14 protein-coding genes are annotated in these 22,709 nt (G+C 46.4%); all 14 read right to left on the bottom strand.

Going from position 1 to position 22,709, the window contains the following annotated elements:
• Nucleotides 1-185: 185 nt before the first annotated feature.
• The 14 genes from gyrA to FE296_RS15000 all read right to left on the bottom strand — a co-directional run bounded on the left by gyrA (nt 186) and on the right by FE296_RS15000 (nt 22,530).
• Complete coding sequence (gene gyrA, locus FE296_RS15065) at nt 186-2,648, bottom strand: DNA gyrase subunit A (RefSeq protein ID WP_150365468.1); 2,463 nt, start codon at nt 2,646-2,648, stop codon at nt 186-188.
• Nucleotides 2,649-2,660: 12 nt separating this feature from the next.
• Complete coding sequence (gene parE, locus FE296_RS15060) at nt 2,661-4,640, bottom strand: DNA topoisomerase IV subunit B (RefSeq protein WP_091029012.1); 1,980 nt, start codon at nt 4,638-4,640, stop codon at nt 2,661-2,663.
• 76 nt (nt 4,641-4,716) lie between these two features.
• Nucleotides 4,717-5,706: an ABC transporter permease gene (locus tag FE296_RS15055; protein ID WP_150365466.1), complete on the bottom strand. Its 990-nt coding sequence runs from the start codon at nt 5,704-5,706 to the stop codon at nt 4,717-4,719.
• Complete coding sequence (locus tag FE296_RS15050) at nt 5,699-6,664, bottom strand: ABC transporter ATP-binding protein (protein WP_124116265.1); 966 nt, start codon at nt 6,662-6,664, stop codon at nt 5,699-5,701. The genes FE296_RS15055 and FE296_RS15050 overlap by 8 nt, the downstream gene beginning before the upstream one ends.
• Nucleotides 6,665-7,534 carry a GDSL-type esterase/lipase family protein gene (locus FE296_RS15045; protein ID WP_150365536.1) on the bottom strand — a complete coding sequence of 290 codons (870 nt, stop codon included), beginning with the start codon at nt 7,532-7,534 and terminating at the stop codon, nt 6,665-6,667.
• A 295-nt stretch (nt 7,535-7,829) separates the two neighbouring features.
• A complete protein-coding gene (locus FE296_RS15040; protein WP_150365464.1) occupies nt 7,830-8,636 on the bottom strand; it encodes a CAP domain-containing protein in 807 nt (268 codons plus the stop codon).
• A 317-nt stretch (nt 8,637-8,953) separates the two neighbouring features.
• Nucleotides 8,954-9,412, bottom strand: a complete 459-nt coding sequence (locus FE296_RS15035) for a GNAT family N-acetyltransferase (protein WP_017687788.1) — start codon at nt 9,410-9,412, stop codon at nt 8,954-8,956.
• Nucleotides 9,402-10,589 (bottom strand): formate-dependent phosphoribosylglycinamide formyltransferase, encoded by a 1,188-nt coding sequence (gene purT, locus FE296_RS15030; RefSeq protein ID WP_150365463.1) that lies wholly within the window; start codon nt 10,587-10,589, stop codon nt 9,402-9,404. The genes FE296_RS15035 and purT overlap by 11 nt, the downstream gene beginning before the upstream one ends.
• Before the next feature lie 252 nt (nt 10,590-10,841).
• A complete protein-coding gene (locus FE296_RS15025) occupies nt 10,842-11,864 on the bottom strand; it encodes an NAD(P)/FAD-dependent oxidoreductase (protein WP_150365461.1) in 1,023 nt (340 codons plus the stop codon).
• A 62-nt stretch (nt 11,865-11,926) separates the two neighbouring features.
• Nucleotides 11,927-12,916 (bottom strand): ABC transporter substrate-binding protein, encoded by a 990-nt coding sequence (locus FE296_RS15020; protein ID WP_150365459.1) that lies wholly within the window; start codon nt 12,914-12,916, stop codon nt 11,927-11,929.
• A gap of 119 nt (nt 12,917-13,035) precedes the next feature.
• A complete protein-coding gene (locus FE296_RS15015) occupies nt 13,036-14,550 on the bottom strand; it encodes an AraC family transcriptional regulator (RefSeq protein ID WP_190945237.1) in 1,515 nt (504 codons plus the stop codon).
• Between the two features lie 349 nt (nt 14,551-14,899).
• Nucleotides 14,900-16,750, bottom strand: coding sequence for an ABC transporter ATP-binding protein (locus FE296_RS15010; RefSeq protein WP_124116258.1), 1,851 nt, complete (start codon nt 16,748-16,750; stop codon nt 14,900-14,902).
• Nucleotides 16,747-18,519 (bottom strand): ABC transporter ATP-binding protein, encoded by a 1,773-nt coding sequence (locus tag FE296_RS15005; protein WP_124116257.1) that lies wholly within the window; start codon nt 18,517-18,519, stop codon nt 16,747-16,749. Before FE296_RS15005 ends, FE296_RS15010 begins: the two co-directional genes overlap by 4 nt.
• A gap of 324 nt (nt 18,520-18,843) precedes the next feature.
• A complete protein-coding gene (locus FE296_RS15000; RefSeq protein ID WP_150365457.1) occupies nt 18,844-22,530 on the bottom strand; it encodes a dynamin family protein in 3,687 nt (1,228 codons plus the stop codon).
• Nucleotides 22,531-22,709 lie beyond the last annotated feature (179 nt).

Below are 22,709 nucleotides of genomic sequence, written 5' to 3'. Positions count from 1 at the left end.
TAAGTTTTCGCGCTCCAAAGCCGCATTCCTGCTGCCTTTTTTCAATTTCCTAGCGATCGACCGTAATCGACGAAGGTTGTTAAACTTCGCATGGATGACCTCTTCTAATCCGCCTTCGAACAACAAAAAAAGACTCTTCGCATGACAGGATTAGCTGTTCTGCGAAAAGTCTCGTTTGTTTGTTTTTATGAAGATGCTGCTGGTTGATTCTCATTAAAGTCCCTCAGAAGTTCAACGATCTCGTCCTGTTTATCCACAGGAACAATCAGTTTGCCAATATGTTTGCGCTCAGTAATCGGAACACCTTCCGAAGAGATCTGATGCACGTGGCCTTCCTTGGTCATTACAGTGATCTTACGTTGCTCTTTGCAATAAAACGCTCCAACAATACGGCTGCCATTCGGTTTCACACGTTTGCCTTCTTTGAACTCGAATGTGGCAAGTCCCTTGCCTCCACGGCTCTGGACAGCATAATCCAGGAGTAATGAACGTTTACCATATCCCAGATCGGACAACACGGCAACTTCACCTTCATCTCCTTCTACCCATAGAGCGGATACAACTTCATCTGTATCTCTCAACTGAATACCACGAACACCACCGGATACACGTCCCATTGGATTGACCTCATCCTCTCGGAAACGAATCGCCATGGCTTCTTTTGTAATCAGCATAATATCTTGACCGCCTGTACTTAGATGTACAGATAACACTTCATCGTCCTTGCCCACTTTACAAGCCGCAACTGCACCGGAACGTTTGGTCACGTAATCCTTCAGTTCCGTTCGTTTCACCTGTCCTCTTCGTGTGACAAAGACCAGACTGTGATTCGGCTCTTCAAAGGATTTCACAGCAAGCACACTTGCAATACGGTCATCTTTCGCAAGGGGAATCACGTTCACAATGGCTGTGCCCGGGTCTTTCCACTTGAATTCAGGTACCTGATGAACAGGTAACAAGAAATACTGACCTTTCCTCGTAAAGACAAGCAGATTCTCAAGTGTGTTTACTTCCAGAACCTGAGCGATATAATCGCCATCTTTTACTCCACTTCCGCTCCGTTCACCACCAGAACGTGTAAAGGACTGCATGCCTGTACGTTTCACGTATCCTTCTTTGGATAACGTAACAAATACATCTTCCGCATTCACAAGTACTTCGAGATTAACCTTGAGTTCTTCCACTTCACCCTGAATCGCAGAACGACGGTCTATGCCGTATTTCTCACGAATCTCCATCAATTCTTTGCGAATGACTCCGATGAGCTTGCGGTCACTATCCAGAATGGATCGTAATTGCGCAATCTTTTTCATCAGTTCACCGAGTTCCTTCTCCAGAGAATTAATCTCCAGATTCGTCAAACGGTATAATTGCAAAGTAAGGATGGAATCCGCTTGACGTTCCGTGAATCCAAACATCCACATCAGGTTATTCTGAGCATCCTGCCGGTTCTTCGACGCTTTGATCGCTGCAATGACCTCGTCAAGGATGTTAAGAGCTTTAACCAAGCCCTCCAGCACATGTGCACGGTCTTCCGCTTTCTCCAGCTCAAACCGGGTACGGAATGTCACAACTTCCCGCTGGTGGGCAATGTAAGCCTCCAGAATTGATTTCAATCCCATTTGTTGTGGTGCTTTATTCACAATCGCAACCATATTGAAGTTGTAAGTGACCTGCAGGTCGGTTTTCTTCAGCAAATAAGCCAAAATACCTTGTGCGTCAGCTTCTTTTTTCAACTCAACCACGATCCGCAGACCTTCACGTCCGCTCTCATCACGCACTTCGGCAATACCTTCAACCTTCTTCTCAAGTCGGATGTTCTCCATCGCTGTAACCAGACGAGATTTCACGACCTGATAAGGAATTTCGGTAATGACGATTTGCTGTTTGCCACCGCGCATGTTTTCAATCTCGGTTTTGGACCGGATATAGATCCGTCCCTTACCTGTGCGATAAGCATCCAGAATGCCGTCACCGCCCATAATCAATCCGCCTGTTGGAAAGTCAGGACCCTTCATAAACATCATAATTTCGTCCAGCTCAATTGACGGTTTCTCCATCACAGCGATCGAAGCATCAATGACTTCACGCAAATTGTGTGGAGGAATCTCCGTTGCAAATCCGGAGGAAATACCGCTGACACCATTAACCAGCAAGTTCGGATAACGGGATGGCAATACAACCGGTTCTTTGGCCGTATTATCAAAATTATCCTTAAACAGAACCGTCCGTTTCTCGATATCGCGAAGCATCTCCATCGCGATGGGCGACAAACGGGCCTCCGTATACCGCATCGCCGCTGCCGGGTCATCATCCTGTGATCCCCAGTTACCATGACCGTCCACGAGCATATGGCCCATTTTCCATGGCTGAGCCATCCGCACCATGCCCTCATAGATGGATGAGTCACCATGTGGATGATAATTACCCATTACGTCCCCAACGGTTTTGGCAGACTTGCGGTAAGTCTTGTCAGGCGTATTACCTGAATCGTACATGGCATACAGAATACGCCGTTGTACTGGCTTCAACCCATCCCGGACATCCGGAATGGCTCGATCCTGAATAATATATTTGGAGTAGCGACCGAAACGGTCCCCAACGACCTCTTCGAGAAAGGCCGGCATAAATTGTTCTGATGGACTCATTCCAAGCACCTTCTATTCTTCGTACTCTGTAAAGTCGACGTTCTCTACAATCCAGCGTTTCCGCGGATCAACCTTATCACCCATGAGCGTAGATACACGACGTTCTGCTTTTGCTGCATCAACAATCTGTACCTTCAGCATCGCACGAGTTTCCGGATTCATTGTTGTCTCCCACAGTTGATCCGGATTCATCTCACCAAGACCCTTATAACGTTGAAGCTCAACATTATTACCGAATTCCTTCATATAATTCGCCAGTTCTTCATCCGTCCATGCATATCGAACACTCGCAAGCTTACCAGACTTACGAGTAAGTTTGTACAATGGCGGCTGAGCAATATATACTTTGCCTGCATCAATTAAAGGCTTCATATAACGATAAAAGAAGGTCAACAGCAGCACCTGAATATGTGCGCCGTCCGTATCCGCATCGGTCATAATGATAATTTTGGAATAATTGCTGTCTTCAACTGCAAATTCGGTTCCTATGCCCGCCCCAATCGCCGCTGTAATGGCACGGTATTCTTCATTTTTGAGAATGTCGGCCAGCTTCGATTTTTCTGGATTGAGCGGTTTTCCCTTAAGCGGCAGAATAGCCTGAATCTTCGAGTCACGTCCCTGTTTGGCAGAACCACCTGCGGAATCACCTTCAACAATAAACAACTCATTTCGGGTAAAATCCTTTGATTGCGCCGGCGTCAGTTTGCCGTTCAGGTTGGAACTCTCACTGCGTTTCTTGCCTGTACGCATATCATCACGTGCTTTGCGAGCTGCTTCTCTGGCTCTGGAGGCTTGTACCGCTTTGCGAATTAACGTTTGAGCTACCTGCGGGTTTTCTTCCAGAAACCTTTGAATATTTTCGGACACGACCGAATCCACTGCACTTCGAGCGGAAGCACTGCCGAGCTGATCCTTCGTCTGACCTACGAACTCAACATCTGACATTTTGACACTGATGACAGCCATCATACCTTCACGCAGGTCATTACCTTCGAGGTTTTTGTCTTTTTCCTTAATCATGCTGGTACGCCGTGCGTAATCATTCATTACTCGGGTATACGCAGCCCTGAATCCGGTCTCATGAGTACCGCCGCCCCGAGTAGGGATCGAGTTCACGAACGAAGCCAGTGTCTCCGTATAACCCGCGTTATACTGGATTGCCACTTCGACTTCAATGTCATCCTTCTCCGCATAGAAGTGAATAACATCATGCAGGACATCTTTATTTTCGTTAAGAAAAGCAACAAACTGGCTTGCTCCGCCTTCATACATGTATTCATCCTGATTGCCCGAACGTTCGTCCTTGAGCACAATTCTCAGACCCGAATTCAGAAAAGCAATCTCCTGAAGGCGTTCTGCCAATGTATCATAATTAAATTGAATGCCATTCTGGAACACACGAATATCCGGTTTAAATGTAACTTTTGTACCTGTCCGATTGGTATTGCCCAACACTTCGAGACCGGAGACCGGTTCACCGACATGTTCAATCCCTTTTTTGTCCTTCCAATACTCGAATCGCTGACGATGAATCTTGCCATCACGGAAAATCTCGACTTCAAGCCACTCGGACAATGCGTTTGTAACTGACGCACCTACACCGTGCAAACCGCCTGATTTTTTGTATCCTGATCCACCGAACTTTCCGCCTGCGTGCAAAATCGTAAACACGACCTGGGGAGTAGGAATCCCTGTTTTATGTATACCTGTCGGAATTCCCCTTCCGTTATCCTGAACCGTAATAGAACCGTCCTTATGCAGCGTGATATCGATTTTGGAGCAGAATTTGGCGAGATGTTCGTCGACAGCGTTGTCGACAATTTCCCATACCAAATGATGTAGACCCGAAGTGCTGGTGCTGCCGATGTACATCCCCGGCCGTTTCCGTACCGCTACCAACCCTTCAAGTACTTGAATGTCGTCCGCGTCGTAGCCTGAAGACCCCTGTCCTCCGCCTGTCGAACCTGCCGACATATCGATTTGCTCGACCATTCATGCTCCCCCTTCTTAACTTGCAACTAAAAAAATGCCTAAAATGCAAACAGATGTTTTCTTATCCTTGTCCATTTTAATTCAAGATATCCCGTTTCGTAAAGACAAGGAATGACACAATGAGTGAAGCAATGCCCCAAACACTAAGCACAATAAGGGAAAAACCTAAATTCATACCCTCGATTGGAGGTAATCCGCCAGACAAATAATTCGGAAGTTCGAGGTTAACCATGAACAGATACTTCGCTGTCTGCCAGGATGCTGCCATACTGGTCAGGATTGTTCCTGCAATCAGCGCGGCCATCATGATAACAATACTCGCAGCAGTACTGCGCACAAGCACGGATACCATAAATGCAAGCATAGCCACAATTACACTCACAAACCAGATCAGTCCTGCCTGCATAAGCATATACAGCCACTGGTCTACAGCATGCACTGCCGACATATCGACATCTGTTCCCACAACTTTGAATCCTGTGAAGATTGGCATGTTGAAACCTTTATAACCAAAGACCGCACCCGATATGGCATAACATATAATGTAGGCTGATACCACTATGATCGAAACAAACATAATCAGCGTAATTAATTTACTCAGAAGCACTTTCCAGCGTCTAACCGGACGCGTTAAAAGCATTTTAATCGTACCTGTCGTACGTTCACCTGAAACAAGATCTGAAGCAATAGCCATGATTAACAGTGGAATAAACAGACCAACCGCGTTGTTCATGAACTCCCGCGTAAAGGTAACACCACCTGGTTCTTTGGGATTGATGTCATTTTCAAGATAGTACTGCATCTGCTGGATATATACTGTTCTATATTTTTTGTACTCTTCAGGTACCCGATCGCTACCGAGCGAATTTTGATTGTCTGTGATGGCCTGTTGCAGTTCAAGACGCCAATCACCGCCAAACTTGTCGCGATTATTCTCCGCAGATTTCATCTGGGCATACGTAAACATCGGTACGAGGACCGCAAGTACAATAAATATAATATAAAGCCGTTTTTTCTTCACCATCTTAATCGTTTCATTACGGATCAGCGGCATGATATTACTCAATGGATTCACCTTCTGTCATTTTTAAGAATAGTTGTTCAAGCGTAGGCTGAATCCGCTGTACACCTTCAACCTGAATACCTGCTTGAACCATCTGCTGCACCAGATCAGGGATTCGATCCTCATGCATCTCGGCAACCACAGCGTTGGGACCAAGGCCCGCAACAATGGTATCATCCATCACATCCGCAGGTCGACCTACCAGAGCAATGCCTGCATCCTGTAACATCTTTTTGCCTAGCTCCAGTGGTGAAACATGCCAAATGGCCAACTTGGAATGATCTTCAATCAGTTCGCTTACACCTCCAACAGCAAGCACACGCCCAGCACTGATAATGGCTACTCTGTCACAGAGAAGCTGGATCTCACTTAACAAGTGACTGCTGACAAATACAGCCATGCCTTCACTGGCAAGTTGCTTAATAAAGACACGAAGTTCCTTAATGCCTTTTGGATCAAGGCCATTCGTCGGTTCATCCAGAATGAGCAGACGCGGTCGCCCAAGCAGCGCTTGTGCAATACCGAGCCGTTGACGCATACCCAATGAGTAGGTTCTGACTTTATCGTGAATCCGCTGATCCAGACGCACAATATCCACAACTTCCTGAATGCGCTCGTTGTCCACACCTGGTTGCATGCGGGCAAAATGCTCCAGGTTCTCCCATCCTGTCAGATATGTATATACCTCCGGATTTTCAACAATGGAACCTACATACTTCAATGCACGCTCAGGGTCCCGATTCACATCATAACCACAGACTTTAATTTTTCCTTCTGTTGGTTTGATCAGATCCACCAGCATCCGTATCGTTGTTGTTTTTCCGGCACCGTTGGGACCGAGAAATCCAAAGATTTCACCAGGTTTCACGTCAAATGTAACGTCCTTAATGATCCACTTGCGTCCGATCCGCTTCTTCAGATGCTGTACAGACAAGACGGAATCATACTGCTGCTCTGCCATTTAATTTCCGCTCCCTTCTGCCGGTGTATCTGCCTGGTATTCCTGTGTAATCCGAACTGCAATTTGCTCATAACCTTGTCCGTTGGGATGGAAATGATCTGACGAGAGATACTCCCCCAGATGATTTTCAAATAAATCGAATGTAGGCACCAGTGTCATCTTGTCCTCATTGTTCAAAATAGCCAGTGCAGCATCGTTCCATGCAGCAACCACTGCATTACCTGGCTTCTCCAGTTCCTTCACATCGCCAAATGGATTGTACAACCCTATGTACGCAATCTGTGCATCGGGATTAATTTCTTTAACTTTCTTCAATATCTCTTGAAGGCGCTTCGACGTTTCCGGCAAAGCCGCTGCCAGCTGCTCTGCTGTGGGCGGATCTTCCCCCTGTAGAACTTGCCCTCCCTGGAACAAATCATTTGCGCCGATCGAGAGCAAAATAAAATTGGACTGTTGGAGGACGTAACGCACGCCTTGCTCATCGAGTTTTTCCAATAAAGCATCTGTTCTCAAACCGTTTACACCCAGATTATTAAGAACCTGAACATCATATCCTTTATCTTTAAGCAGGTTCCCTGCACGTCTCACAAAACCGAGTCCTTCATCATCCCCCGTGCCTCTTGCCAGGGAATCGCCGATGACGGCCATCCGAATCTTGCCATCTTCCACGACAGCCGGTTCCCCCTCGATATCCTTGGATGGAGCAGTTGCCTCCTGGCCTGTAGTTAACGCTGTATCTCCCTCGGGGAAAATCACGTCTTTTATAGCGTATCCAAATCCAAATAACAACAACAAGGTTGCCAAGATGGATACTGTACTGACGGTTCTCCAGATCCATGGTGCTGAATCAAGGCTTTTTTTCTTTTTCATCATCACATCTCCGCTCAAGTACACCAATCCGGGTGCTTAATAATTTATAATGACTTTACATTAAGGCGTGTCTGAAAATCCGCTTCCTTCGGAGTTTTCAGACACGCCCTGATGATGTTATTCCTAAATAACATAAATGTTCTGTCGTTAATTTGCAAATTTTGCCGCTACATTTGCAGAATTCATTTTCCTTATGTCATTTTACGGAAAAAAGGTTATGCCATACACAGATTTGAACTGCGTGCTGGCATAACCTTGTGGAAAAGAAATTCATACTTTCTTCATTATAAATCGATTATTTACCGATAAACTCTTGTGCCCAGTATCCGTTGTAGAAACCTACACCGATATGCGTAAAGTTTTTGCTCAGAATATTGGCACGGTGACCTTCACTATTCATCCAAGCTGTAACAACTTCCTGAGGTGTTTTTTGCCCCTTGGCAATGTTCTCACCTGCATAGCTGTAAGTTACCCCGAATTGTTTCATCATATCAAACGGAGAACCATACGTAGGTGACTGATGATCAAAATAGTTGTTGTTGCTCATATCTTTTACTTTGGCTACTGCCACTTTGTCCAGAAGTGCGTCTGAAGTCAGGGCGTTCAGACCTGCTTTGGCACGCTCAGCGTTCACAAGTTTTACAACTTGAGTAGCAAAGTCGGATTGTGTGCTTTTGCTACCATTATTACTTGTATTGTTACCTGTATTACCTGTGTTTGAAGGATCTTTAGCCGGAGTAGTTTCCGGTTTTTCTTCTTGAGCTGGTTGTGTTGGTTTAGTCGGTTGCTCAGGCTTAGTTGTAGGCTCAGCAGGTTTTGTTGTTGGTTGAGTTGGTTTTGTTGTCGGCTCAGCAGGTTTCGTTGTTTGATCAGGCTGCGTAGCAGGCTTCTCTACAATTTGCCCCTCGGATACGGTATATCCATTTTGTTTGAGCCATTTCTCAATATAAGCTTTCAAGCTGTCTGTACTTGTAATTTTGTAAGTGGTGATAGTCTTATATGTTGAATCTGCAGCAGACGCGGAAGCAGGAAGCATTACCCCTACGGCCAGTACGGCTGTCAGACTACTCGTTACGACAGTTTTCATCCATTTCTTTTTCAAATTCATTCATCTCCTTAAGATTAGTTATTACAATTTTGTAATTAATACTCTAGCAGTATATCAATTCAACAGGAGATTGTGAACCTATAAAATATGGAAAAGTAACTTTTTTGTCATTTTTTAGAATGTTTCAGATTTGTCCTAAGGGCTTATCCTGTAAGGCTCTACCTCCATTGACAAAAGCATAAAAAAAAGACATTCGGACTAAAAATGCTAGTCGAATGTCGCTTCACCATCTATTTATCATTCACCACACCAGAATGTGCAGATCAGGATATCATGAGAATTTCCATGCAATAGAAGAAACTTTTTTTATACTATAGAAGAACTTTACTGAACCGATAGCCTCTCTTCTGAAAACCAATGTGCTCATAAAAAGAGTACGTTGTTGAAGTCACTTCACGGTTAGCACCCGTGACAAACAGTTGTTTACCACCTTGCTGTCTGCCCCAATCTTCGGCACGAGCCATCAAACGACGGCCAATCCCACCACCACGATGTTCTTGACCTACAATCAGGGAAGTAATTTGTGCGGCAGGTTCTGGATAGGCATGACTTTGCACACACTGCAAGCCAATCACACCAATAATTTGTTCATCCACTTCGGCAACAAGCATGCATGCGTTTGGATTGGTTTCCAAACATTCAATGCGTTCTTTCATGACATTGGTTGTTGTCGGATAGCTGACCTCTCGCATCAGTCCCGTTACCGCTTCAGCATCTCGCAGCTCACACTCTCGGATCATCAGTACAGGGGCCTCAACATTATTGGACATGATTTACCTCCACTTTCAGCATATTAGCGGCTTGCACCGCTGTTTTACGAGCTTCTTCCACATCTTGGCCAGCACTTAAGGCTACAGCCATTCGGCGTCCTACTTTTGTCTCAGGTTTGCCAAATACACGAATCTGAGTACGAGGAATAGCCAGTGCTTCTTCTATCCCGCCTACAGTAAAGTCAGATGTTTCATCATTAGCCTTCAGCGTTGCTGAAGCTCCCGGTGTCAACAGATGTACACCTGTGACCGGAAAACCAAGAATTGCACGTACATGCAGCGCAAACTCGGAACTGTCTTGCGTCACCATTGTAACCATTCCTGTGTCATGTGGACGAGGAGATACCTCGCTGAACACAACACCATCCGGAGTCAGGAACAATTCCACTCCAAACAGTCCATGACCGCCAAGTTCATCCGTGACGGATTTGGCAATATGACAAGCCTGCTCCCATTGTTCAGGAGTCATTGCATGAGGTTGCCAGGATTCGACATAATCCCCATCCTTCTGAATGTGGCCGATCGGAGGACAGAATACGGTGCCTGATACAGACCTAACGGTAAGTAATGTAATCTCACTGTCAAATTGCACAAAGCTCTCCACGATAACACGAACGGATTTGCCACGAGCTCCCGAAAGAGCAATGTTCCAGCAATCCTCCATGTCGCCCGGTGTACGGCATACACTCTGCCCTTTGCCGGAAGAACTCATCAATGGTTTAATGACACAAGGTGTGCCAAGCTCACGTACGGCTTCCTGAAGTTGTTCCAGGTTGTCCGCAAAAAGGTAGTCAGCTGTCGGAAGTTTCAATTGTTCGGCTGCAAGCCGACGGATGCCTTCGCGATCCATCGTTAAACGTGCAGCTCGGGCAGTAGGTACTACACAAAATCCCTCTTCCTCAAGCTCCAGTAAAGCTTCTGTTGCAATAGCTTCAATCTCAGGTACGATGTAATGAGGTTTTTCTTTACGGATCAATTGTTTCAAAGCTTCGGCATCCAGCATGTCGATGCAGTAAGACCGGTGCGCGACCTGCATTGCAGGTGCGTTCTCATAACGATCAACAGCGATCGTCTCTACTCCCAGTCGTTGGGCCTCAATAACGACCTCTTTTCCCAATTCTCCACTGCCTAGTAGCAGCATTTTTTTGGCTTGAGCCGTAAAAGGAGCACCCCACATGTTCTTTCCAATCCTCCCAAAGAGAAATCTTCTATATCTGTCTCTCTATTTTCGGGGTTTTGGTTAAAGATTGCAAGAGTGCTCCCTATTTTTCTTGTGAATTTTACAAGATTTTTTGTGTTTTTTCGATCAAATTTTACAATTACCGCTTACAGATTCGATACTCCTTCCATTCCTCCCAAAATTAAGGAAATGTTAAAAGAGCAGACTTTAATACTCCAACGAATCGAAATGCGCAAACAAATCCCAAGTTTAAAGACTTGGGATTTGTCGATTTTTTTCTCTGAAGATTTCATTATGGGAAGAAACATAAGCCATCTGGGGGGCGTCTGGCGTCATATATTGTTTCGCACTATTAACTGCCACGATCGCATCATTGAAGGCTCCTGCAATGAGTCTAACTTTGCTCTCGTGGGTCGCACAGTCCCCTGCTGCAAAAACACCCGGAAGACTCGTCTGTGCATGGTGGCTCATTAGAACCATTCCATCGTCCATTTCTAAGCCACAACTGGCAAGATCACTTAAATTGCTTTTATATCCGTGACTAATGACGACTTCATCCACTTCCAACACGACATTGTCCTGACTTTCCATATGCGTAATCACAACCTGCTGGATTCGCTTGCCATTATTATGAAGCTGCGTGATGCTGTATGGTGTTCTCACATCCGTTATATTGTTCATCTCGCTTACATTTCGTTCCATTGCACGGAACTCATTATTCCTGTGAATTACGACTACACTGTGTGCAAGTTTAGCAAGTTCAATTGCCCAGTCTACTGCACTGTTGCCTCCTCCTGAAATAAGCACACGTTTCCCTGAAAAATGTTCTGGATTTTGGACGGTGTAATGAAGATTCTCTTGCTCATATTCAATCGGCTCCTGAAGCTCCAGCTTCTGAATCTCTGCGATACCACGGCCTACCGCGACAATAATCGTACGTGTATAATGGATATCCCCTTCAGTGGTATACATACTCCATATTCCGTTATTCAGTCGAGTGAACCTTTCTACTTTGCAATTCAATACAATCCTTGGATTAAACGTATTGGCCTGCTGGACAAGCCACTCGATCAACTTCGAACATTTCATAGGCGGTAGACCACCTACATCCCAAATTGTTTTTTCCGCATAGGTATGCAGAAAACCACCAAGCTGGTCTTTACCTTCGATGATTTTAACTTTCATGTCACGCATCCCTGCATAAAAAGCCGCATACATGCCGGCAGGTCCGCCTCCAATGATGGTTACATCGTAGATATCTTCTTCATTCATCTTGAACACACCCTGTTAATTTAGTTATGAATTCGAGATACAAGTAACATTCCCAGTTTGCTTTATTTGTTTTTTGCTTCAAAAGCAGCAACAATATCATCAATGACATATTCATCGGCAAGTGGGGACATTCCCAGATTGAACCATTCCTTCCCACCCACCATGTAGACGTGGTCCTGCTTGACTGCTTTCAGATTTTTCCATAAAGATGAAGATAACATATCTTCAAATTTCTTTTTAATTTCAGGATTAGTCTCATCATCCAGCTGAACGATCAGATGATCTGCGTCGTATTCAGGCAGTACTTCCAAGGATACGGACATGGCCGTTTGATCTTTCGGGAAATTAGGAAGTGGATTCATTCCCAATCGTTTGTGGACAAAGTTTCCTCGGTCAAGGTTCTCCCCATGAAGTACGATTTCTTTTTCCATCACTCTAATGTAGAGAACAGTCTCCTCACCAATCAGCTTGTGCAATTGGTCAGCAGCTACCTTCTCCTTAGCGACCAAATCCTGAATGACCTTTTCGGCCTGTTCTTCTTTGTCCAGAATTTTGGCAATATCCCGCAGTTCATCGCGCCAATCATCACGCTGTGGCAAAAGTACGGTAGGTGCAATCAGAGTAAGCTGATCATAGTCCTTTTTGGACCACCAGTCAGGAGCGATAATTAAATCCGGATCTGCCTCCATGAGGGCTTCAAAGTTAGGCGTTCTTCCTATTCCCATTTTCATCGTGTTTGCAAATGGCTCTTGCAAGTAAGAAGGAAACTCCTCATGGTAGTTCTGTACAGCAATCGGTACGATGCCAAGTGAATATAAAAATTCTGGATATACAACGGACAGACCAACTATTTTTTGCGGGTTTACCGGGATTTCAACTTCACCCATTTCCGTGTTCACCTGTTTCACCTGACTTGCTTCTGTTGTTGACGAATTGGTGGTGCCCGCTTTTTGTCCCTCGCTCGGGGACGCTTCTTTGCCTGCTGCTCCACAAGCCGAAATAACGAGCATCAACATCATCGTGCATATTACGGTTAACCGTCTGAATCTCATTCTGTATGTACCCCCTATAGGTCATTAATATATGACAATGTCTAATCAATAATAATTATCATTATCACTAAGATATAGGAGTAGTATAATCAAATATGTACAGGCATGATATTGACTATTCAGACTTTTTGCTGTGGACGATCTTGCCATAGCTTTAAAATTTCATCCAACATAAGCTCATGGGTAAACGCCGTGTAGTCCAGCAGGACGCTCGACAACAGGATATCCATTCTGCCATTCTGTACCGCTGACAACTCAAGCCATTCTTCAGACTTACGCACAGCAGACCATGTCTGCCTGGATGACTCGTCATCACCCACAATCAGTAATATTCTCTCAACGTTGAGAACAGATAACTCCTTAATGGTCACTGTGTCCCGTTCCCAATAAGTCTCAACTCCTTCGGGACCCTCCATTTGCATATCAACGTAAAAAACGGAAGCAATGCTCCTTGGGCCTAACATCTGCAACGCTTCACCCTGAACTTTGAGTACAACTAGCTTATCTTTTCGTATAAAATCCGCAAGCTGATTCTTAATGATTTTTGCTTTCTCTTCATATCTTTGAAGCCAAACCTCTGCAATATCCGACCTGTCCAAAAAGCTTGCAACATATCTCAAATGTGCTCTCCAATCCCCTTTTTCCCACGGGAGGTCACACACAGGAGCAATGGATTGAAGCTGACATTGCAAAACCTCAGACTCTGTCCCAATCGTAATAATATAATCAGGTTTAACTAATCGAAGCTGTTCCAGCCAGGTGGCCTCACTCTCTGCGAGTGGCATAACTTTGTCCGTTTCATATTTACGTCTATAATAGTATGTCCACGGATGACTTGCCGGCGCGGCACATGGAATGATCTGCAACGCAAGCAGTATACCAATGCTCAAAGAATGAACTGCAGCAATTTTTTGTTTGCTATTACGTATAAACGCTGCTGGTGGAATGCCAGAGATTTGCTTGAATTTACGCCGGAAATACGTCTCATCCTGATAACCCACGTACGATGCCACATCCTTGAGTCGATAACTATGATCATTTCTCATTAAGATCTGGGCTTGTTTGATTCGATATAGCGTTAAATAGTCCACTGGACTGGAACCATACCTTTTCTTGAATAAACGCATGAAATGTCGAGGGCTCATTCGTGCCACATTTGCTAATTCCTCAATGGTTAATCTCTTCGAATAATTCTGCTCCATGTAGCCTTTAACATGTTCTATTGGTGAAACCAGATCCGTCTTTTCGGCACAGGCCACGTCGTAAAACATGGTATACAATAGTTCCTGAAAACGAATCTGACCATAGTACCTTTGCAAACCATCCTTCTTCAATGTGTGGTGGTAAATCATCTGACAGATCACGCCAACAGCAACGGGCGAAGATGAGCTGACCTCGCCATTCACTTCATTACGTAAAAGTTGCTTCATCATTTCAAGGGCTGTCCCACCCTCCTGCTCCAGTGCGTACATGACATCAAAACTCATGTGATACAAACCTCGTTCATCCAATGAATGCACATTTGCCTCAACCAGTTGCCCCGGGAAGCCTACATACAGTCCGCCCGCCTTTAATTCAATGAAACTGCCATCTATCTTTAACCACCCTTGTCCACTGGCTACAAATAATAACATGTATGTTTCAATGAAGTGTTTCCTCAGAAGCCACTCCTTCGCAGGATCACTCGTATAATTCACGTGAAGGAGCCTAAAATTCATATGATCCAGATGATCCAAATGCTTTGAATTTATTTCGTTGTTGTCCATCTGCATTGATCTCCCTCCAGCCATGAACGATTGTATTGATTTCATTCTTCAAAAATATAACATACCACACTAACGAATAAAAAAAACACTCCGGCTATCCTCTAACCTATCTTCAATGAATAAGATGCACTTATTATTGAAGGATCAGGCTAAAAAACACCAGAGTGTTATAAGTTCATATGTGTTCAGAGCGCTTCACAGGCGTCCAAAGGTTTCATCACAAAAATCTGTATTGAGCTTCTATTAATCCATTATACACGCCTTGTTTTTGGATCAGCTGCTCATGGTTGCCCTCTTCTTTAATTTCACCATGATCCAGGACGATAATGTTATCTGCATTCCGGATGGTTGAGAGACGGTGAGCGACCATAAAGGACGTTCTTCCCTGCAACAGCACCTTCAATGCTTCCTGGATTTTAAGCTCTGTCTCCGTATCAATGCTGGCTGTAGCTTCATCCAGAATCAGTATGCGTGGATCAGCAAGCAACGCACGGGCAAAGGATAACAATTGTCGCTGTCCCATGGATAATACGTTCCCGCGTTCCTCTACTTCGGTATCATATCCGCCAGGCAGCTTCATGATGAACTCATGTGCATTGACTGCTTTGGCTGCGTCCTCCACCTCTTCATTCGTTGCATCCAGCCGTCCAAATCGAATATTGTCACGAATCGTACCCGAGAAGATGAAGGTATCCTGTAATACAATGCTGATCTGGCTGCGTAAACTCTCTACCGTTACATCCCGCACATCCTGTCCGTCAATGGTGAGACGTCCGCCAGATATATCATAGAAACGACTGATCAAATTGATGATCGTACTTTTACCTGAGCCCGTATGACCAACAAGTGCAATCGATTGTCCCGCAGCCGCCGAGAAGCTGATCCCTTTCAGCGCCTGTCTGCCCTTCTCGTATTCGAACACAACATTCTCAAATGCGATATCTCCTTTAATAGAAGGAAGTGGCTTGGCACCTGGTTTATCCGCAATACTTGGTTTTTCATCCATGAATTCGAAGATACGCTCCGATGATGCCATCGCAACCAGCAACTGATTGTACATCTGTCCCAGACGGTTGATTGGGTCCCAGAAGTTGCCGACATAGTTGGCAAAAGCAACAAGTAATCCTACGGTCAACTGATCCTGTTGAATCAGATAGGCACCAAACCAGAAGAGTATTAATGTACCAAAACCGCCTGTAATCTCAATCAGCGGTCCAAAGCCCTGGTTCATCGCTGATGCTCTATCCCATGACTTTTTGCTGGACAGGTTCATGTTGTCAAAGTATTTCATGTTCTCTTTTTCCTGGGTATAGGCCTGAGTCACTCGAATCCCTTGAATAGATTCATTCAAGTGGGAGTTAATTCGAGAGTTCTTCATGCGTACATCCTGCCAAGCACGACGGATCAGCACCCGCAGTTTGGTCGAGATGATAAACATGATCGGCACCGTAATGATTACGGCAAGGCCCAGTTTCCAGTTAATCAACAGCAAGATTACAATGATCCCGAGCAGCTGTACACAGTCGATCATGACGTTAACTGCACCGTTCGTGAATAGATCCTGAAGGGAGTTAATATCATTCGTAACACGTACCAGTACGGAACCTGCCGGTCTTTTGTCAAAAAAGTTAAAGGACAGCTTCTGGATATGCTTGAACAGATCCGAGCGAAGGTCATAAATAACACGCTGTCCGATAATGTTTGTCAATTTGATCCGGTACGTATTGGCAGCCCACTGAATGAGATACAACACGAATATGGAGCCTGCGATAAGATAAAGCATAGTCATGCTTGGTAACCCCGTTGCCGGTGCGATGGCCCGGTCAATTGCCAGACTGATCAGAAACGGTACGGACAATTTCGTAATGGTACCCAAGATCATCATTAGAATAACAAGTGGTAACAGTTGTTTCGCATAGGGTTTCATGTATGCAAACAAACGTCCGAACTCTTTCCAGTTAAACGGTTTTTCAATAATTTCATCGTCCTGATACACAAATCGTTCATTCAGTTTCTTCTCAGAGGCCCCTTTGGCCTCGCGCCTGTCTGCTATCGTTTCGGCACTCATGAATTCACCTGCTCCCCAGCCTCCCGCTTACCGCGGGCAATATAATCTGCATATTGAATTTTATAAACATCCTGGTATGGTCCAGGCACTTCAATGAGTTCGGTATGTTTGCCACGTTGTACCACGCGACCTTCATCGAGCACCAGAATCTCATCTGCATGTCGTAGTGAAGAAATACGGTGTGCAATAATAAATGTCGTTCTGCCGCGCATAACTTCCTGGAAACCGGATTGAATCTCGTGTTCTGTCTCCATGTCCACGGCGCTTGTTGCGTCATCAAGTACCAGAATTTTCGGATTTTTCAGCAAAGCCCTTGCGATCGCAATCCGCTGTTTCTGTCCACCAGATAAACCCATACCGCGCTCACCAACCACCGTGTCATATCCGTCCGGGAACTCCATAATAAAGTCATGAGCCTTGGCCAGCTTGGCTGCACGGATGATCTCATCCATTGTGACGTTCTTAAGCCCGTAGGAAATATTATTGCGAATGCTGGATGAGAACAGGAATGTTTCCTGGAAGACAGAAGCGATCTGACTCCGCAAACTGCGGATACCTATATCTTTGATGTTTTTACCATCCAGCTTGATCGTTCCCGAGTTCACGTTATATGCACGCATCAGAAGCTGAATGATAGTCGATTTACCTGACCCTGTTCCCCCGAGGAAACCGATTACAGAACCGGGTGCAGCGTCAAAATTAATATCGGTTACCGCTGGCATTTTGTTGCCGTAGGCAAAGGTAACGGATTCAAACGTTACATGGCCGTTGACCTGGTCTGCCTCCACAATGACCGGATCTTGTGTTTCTTCCACATCCACTGGTGTATTGAGCAGTTCGAGTACCCGTTCACCTGAAGCTTTGGATTGCGTATAGTTGTTGATATGGAACCCAAGGTTCCACATTGGACCGATTATGTACCAGATCAAACTGAAAAAGGCAACGAGTTCACCGAGTGTCAGCGTCTTCTGTATAACCATTCTTCCACCAATCACCAGCAACAGTACGATACTCACCGAAGCAAGAATCTCCATGATCGGAAAATAACGACTCCACAATGTTGCCGCATGAATCTGATTTGTCTTGTAACGTTCATTACGTGTAGAGAATTTCTCCACCTCATAAGGCTCACGTGCAAAGGATTTAACCGTACGTACGCCAGTGATATTCTCCTGTACCGCTGTTGTCAGTGAACTGAGCGCCAGCCGCATCTCCTGAAACGCAGGGTGAATTTTGGATTCGAATCTCAGCGCAACGAAGGCAAGTAATGGGATGCATATGAGTGTGAACAGCGTCAGCTGCCAACTCATGGTCATCATCATGATTGCGCCGAATACGACCATCAAAACCATGTTGAGAATCTGGGCGAAACCAAATCCGATAAAGTTACGGATGGCTTCCAAATCTCCCGTGAGGCGGGACATCAGATCACCTGTCTTGGCCGTATCATAATAACGGAAGGATAAAAATTGAAGCTTTTCATAACATGCGTTACGAAGTCTGTACGCCAGGAAGTTACCCAAGCGTCCTCCAAAAAAGCCATGTAAAAACTGCATTCCCGCTTTCAAAATAACTACACCTAACACTGTTAAGGCAATTATGGGAACGTCTTCAAAAGTTCGCGGAACAATGATGTCATCAATCAGTATCCTCAGCATGTAAGGATACACCAACCCAAGTGCGGTCGCTAAGGCGAGGAACAAGATTGATACAAATAAATACGTTCGCTTTTCCCAAAAAAAGATTTGCAGTTGCCTAAGAACATCCATGTTTCTCCTCCTCTTATGTCGTTCAAAAATACTATGAACATTTATGAAGTTTATCACCGTACCCCATTCGCGGCAAAGCGAATAACAGACCATATTCTGCCTGCTTTCAGCTTATTGACGCATTAACGAAGGTAAATACCCACCTTTCAATCAAATGTTTGAATATTCTCTTTATTTCAGGTTGTTCGTACCAAAAAAAGGCTCCCTATATGCCTTTTCGGCAGGGGCCTTTTTGGGTTGATTTTCGCAACATTTTCAATGTGTTGCTGTATCATTCATTTTGTTTTACAAAGACTTCCAGAGAATACGTGTTATGCCGCGATTTTAACTGCGTTCAATCTGTTCCAGTTGGTTAGACAAGCTGGTCCATTGCTCCGCCGGAATTCCGCTCTCCAGTGTATCTTGAATTCCACTCACCGCCTCGTCCAGACGTTCTTCCAACTGACGGGATTGGTGTTGCAATGATTGACAAATCTGGTTGTCATAAAACTGAATCAGTTTGTCTTGCGCAGCAGGAAGAACTTCAATGATCATCTGTTTGAGGACAGGATCAAGTGCCTCTTGTAACCGCTGGCGTCCATCTCCTTCGAAGAACTGTTTCGGATTGCGGAAATAATTCAAATAGCTTTTCCATCCAGACGGTTCTTCCAGACGAACTTCTTCAAGCACAGGTGTACTCCAGCGTTCGTTCAGTGGCAGTGACACATCCACGCCCCCTGATAACTGTCTCACCTCATCTATACAATCCGTAACTTGCTTCATCAGCCAAGTCTGACCTGCCTGTTCAAGTCTGAGGGTTGTGGCGAGCAGTTCCTGCTCCAGTTCAATGGCGATCATGCGTAACAGTTCACGTCCACAGGCTGCAAAAGCCATCTTCAGATTGCCTCGATCCTCCCGAAGTACGGATGGATGGAATGCTTCTGCCATGAATAGACCAAGGCGATAGGCAAGTCGTTGCCGCACATGGAAGAGTAATTCTGCTGTTTCCTGTGACAATTCTTCCTTCATGGATCTTGCTGCAAGTTGCTGTATGCGCTGGTGTGACTGTCCCTGGATGGTCTCCAGTTCATCCCGCCGCTGCTGCAAAGCTTCCTCCCCTTGAGCCGCATCCTCCGCGCGTTTCTTCAGCCGCTGAATGACACGTGCCATCTCTTCGGAAGCTCCACCTACCGCAAGGTCGGCTAATTCTCTGCCTGCAAATTGGTTGAACTCTTCTTCAAACCGGATAAAACCGGATTGCTCAAGCAGCTTCGAATCACCTGCCATCTTGCCTTCCATCGCCAGTATACTGGATACCGGGAAGAGTCGTGGTGCCCGAATTCCATTACTGCGCAGTTGGGTGCTCACATGATCGAGAACCTGCTCCAGTTCTTCCTCAGAGGAAGACAAGTCACTGGCATTCACAACAAAGAACATCTGATCCATGGCAGAACTATCCTTAACACGACCCAACTGATTCAGGAACTGGCGATCTCCTTGTGAGAAAGCATGGTTGTAATACGTTACAAAAATGAGTGCATCCGCATTCTTCATATAATTGAAGGTTACACCCGTATGACGAGCATTCACGGAGTCCGCTCCTGGTGTGTCTACCAATACAATGCCTTGTTCAGTCACATCGCAACTGTAATAGAGATCGATACTGTCTACAAAACAGGACTTCTTCTCGTTTGCGACAAAGTTACGATAACCGTCCAGATCCACCAGCACATCCTGACCTAACTGGTCCGCTGTTTCTTCCCAGCCGGCTGCCGCTGCCTGCAAAAAGCTGTAATGAGGGCGCCCCGCTGGATGCACATCCTGTGGTGAGAGGGACCGTACTCGCTTCTGCCACTCCGCTCCAGGCTCACCCAATCCGAGCAATCGGAAGGAATAGCCGAGGTCTTCCTGGAAGGCGTCCCGGGTCTTCATGCGGACCCGGGCTGTTCCATGCTCCGCGCCCCCGGCAGGAGCCATGATCCGGTTAATCGCCGCTGTTGTTGGATGCGGCGAGACGGGTAGTACAGCTTCGCCCAGCAACGCGTTGGCGAAGGAGGATTTGCCGGCGCTGAATGCTCCGAACAGCGCCAGAGTGAACGTGCCGCCCGCAAGCGAAGCCGCGCGTGCACGCAGATCCCGTACCGCCGACCCCATGGCGGGGTACGGCTCCACCAGCGCAGCAGCGGCTTCAAGCCGTGCCGCTGCTGCGTCCAGGCGTCGGCGGCGTTCAGCGCCAGCCGCAGCCGATGGCCCAGGCACTGCCGCTGCGGCTGCGCGCTGCGCTGGCGGTGCCTCTGACGTCTGTGGCTGCGCAGCCACAGACGTTGACGTGCCCGCATGCGAACCGGAAGCTTCGCCCGGTTCAGGCACCGCGGGCACGTGCGGGCCCTTCACCTCCGGCAATAGCCCGGAGGGGAGGGGGCCCGCATCGGGCAGCAGGCTGCGCAGCTCTGCTGCCTCTGCGGCGGCGCTGCGCTGGAGCGCCGTGTAGCGCGCCGCCGCCGCGGATTGCGCCAGCAGCGCTGCGCGGCTGGCGTCCAGCGCCTGAAGCGCGGCTTCGCCTTGCGCTGCCAGCGCCTCCAGCATGCGGTCGGCCAGCATCATGGCCGACTTGCGATAGCGGGCCTCAATCTCGCCCCGCACATCTTTACTGAACTGAATCACATACTCGGGTGATACCTCTGCACTGGCACTGCGTTTCATTTCCAGCAATGCTTCATCTATAGCAGGCAGCTCCGTATTAAGCGATTGCTCCCACTCCGCTCCCCATAACTGATGAGATTCACCCAGCTGTCTAAGCATCGTCCGAATATGTACCTCAACTTGTCCGGAAGCCTGATCCTGTAACATTCTTACCAGCTCAGAAGCACGGCGTTGTTTCTCCTGCTCGGTTTTGCCACCTGAGAACAATAAACCTACTCGGAAGCCCGGTTTGCGGCTCTCCAAATAGGCAGCAGCCGACGTACGAATATCCGCAGGAGTAAGATTCGCATTCGCCAGAAGAGGCTCAAGCTCTGCCCGGAATTTCTCACGCACTCGCGAAGGCCCGGTGCGGATATCTTCTGCTTGTTGATCAAGAAGCTCCAGCTCCCGTTCCAAGCGTTCAATTCCTTCCTTGCCACCGATCTCATCCAGCAGAGAATTTTCTTCATCCTCACGTTTCTCCGCTTCTCTCGTCAGGTGTTGCTCCGTTACATGACTGGCCGAACTTGCCAAACTGTGCGTAATTAACGCTTCCTTTTCTTGCATCATGTGTCCAATGAGTTCCGGAAGTACATCCCACTGGTTGTAGCGATGCTGCTTGTCGCGGAGGGAAGTAAACAACAGTCCGTCATATCTGACTTCCCAGGCCGCAAATATAGCTTCGACACCTTCGGTATATTGGTCAAAAGAGAGCTCACGCTCCCGATGCTTGTCGATCTGGTTCACGATCAAAAACAACGGTTTGCCCCAATCCGACAGACTCTTGGCAAATGAAAGGTTTGTCTCGGACTGGACATGGTTATAGTCCATGACATAGAACACCACATCCGCCAGATGGAGCGCTGAATGGGTTGCGAGACTATGTCCGCGATCTGTTGAATCCACACCGGGTGTATCCAGCAGGACAGCATCATCATTCAGCAGAGGAATATCATCCCATACTTCAATCGAGCTGTACGCTCCCCCATTTTTGCAATACGCCTCCAATTCCTCTGGAGAAACTTCAAGTGTTCCTGCTCCATTGTCAGCGCTTACGTTTGGCGTAGTATAAATAAGCGCTCTTGGCTTACCATTACGTATGGATACCACATTCGCACTTGTTGGCACGGGACTTGAAGGCAGCACCCGCTTACCGCACAAACTGTTGATGAGACTCGATTTGCCTGCAGAGAAATGACCACAGAACGCAATCGTCAGATGTTTCGTTTCCGCCTTGCTGATTAAATCCGTTATAGCCTGTACAGCCGTATGGTCCCCTGTCTGCTCCATCGCTTCACGCAGCGGAAGCAGAGGTTTGGCCATTTCTTTTGGGTAATCTGTTCTGGACATGACTGGCCTTCCCCCTGGCTCCTCTAATTTGACATCCGTTTCGACGTCTATCTCTTTTACAACATTTATTTTAACATTATCAAGTTTGAATTTGAACGGTTGGAATTGAATATACATAAATGAACGTATAAATCTATAATCTAAAAAAAATAAAACCGAACAAGGTCGGTTTTATCTGT

The sequence above is a fragment of the Paenibacillus sp. UASWS1643 genome (assembly GCF_008693195.1).
Lineage (GTDB): Bacteria > Bacillota > Bacilli > Paenibacillales > Paenibacillaceae > Paenibacillus > Paenibacillus amylolyticus_B.
The sequence above is the reverse complement of the archived record's forward strand: the minus strand, read 5'-3'. Positions and strand labels throughout refer to the sequence as shown.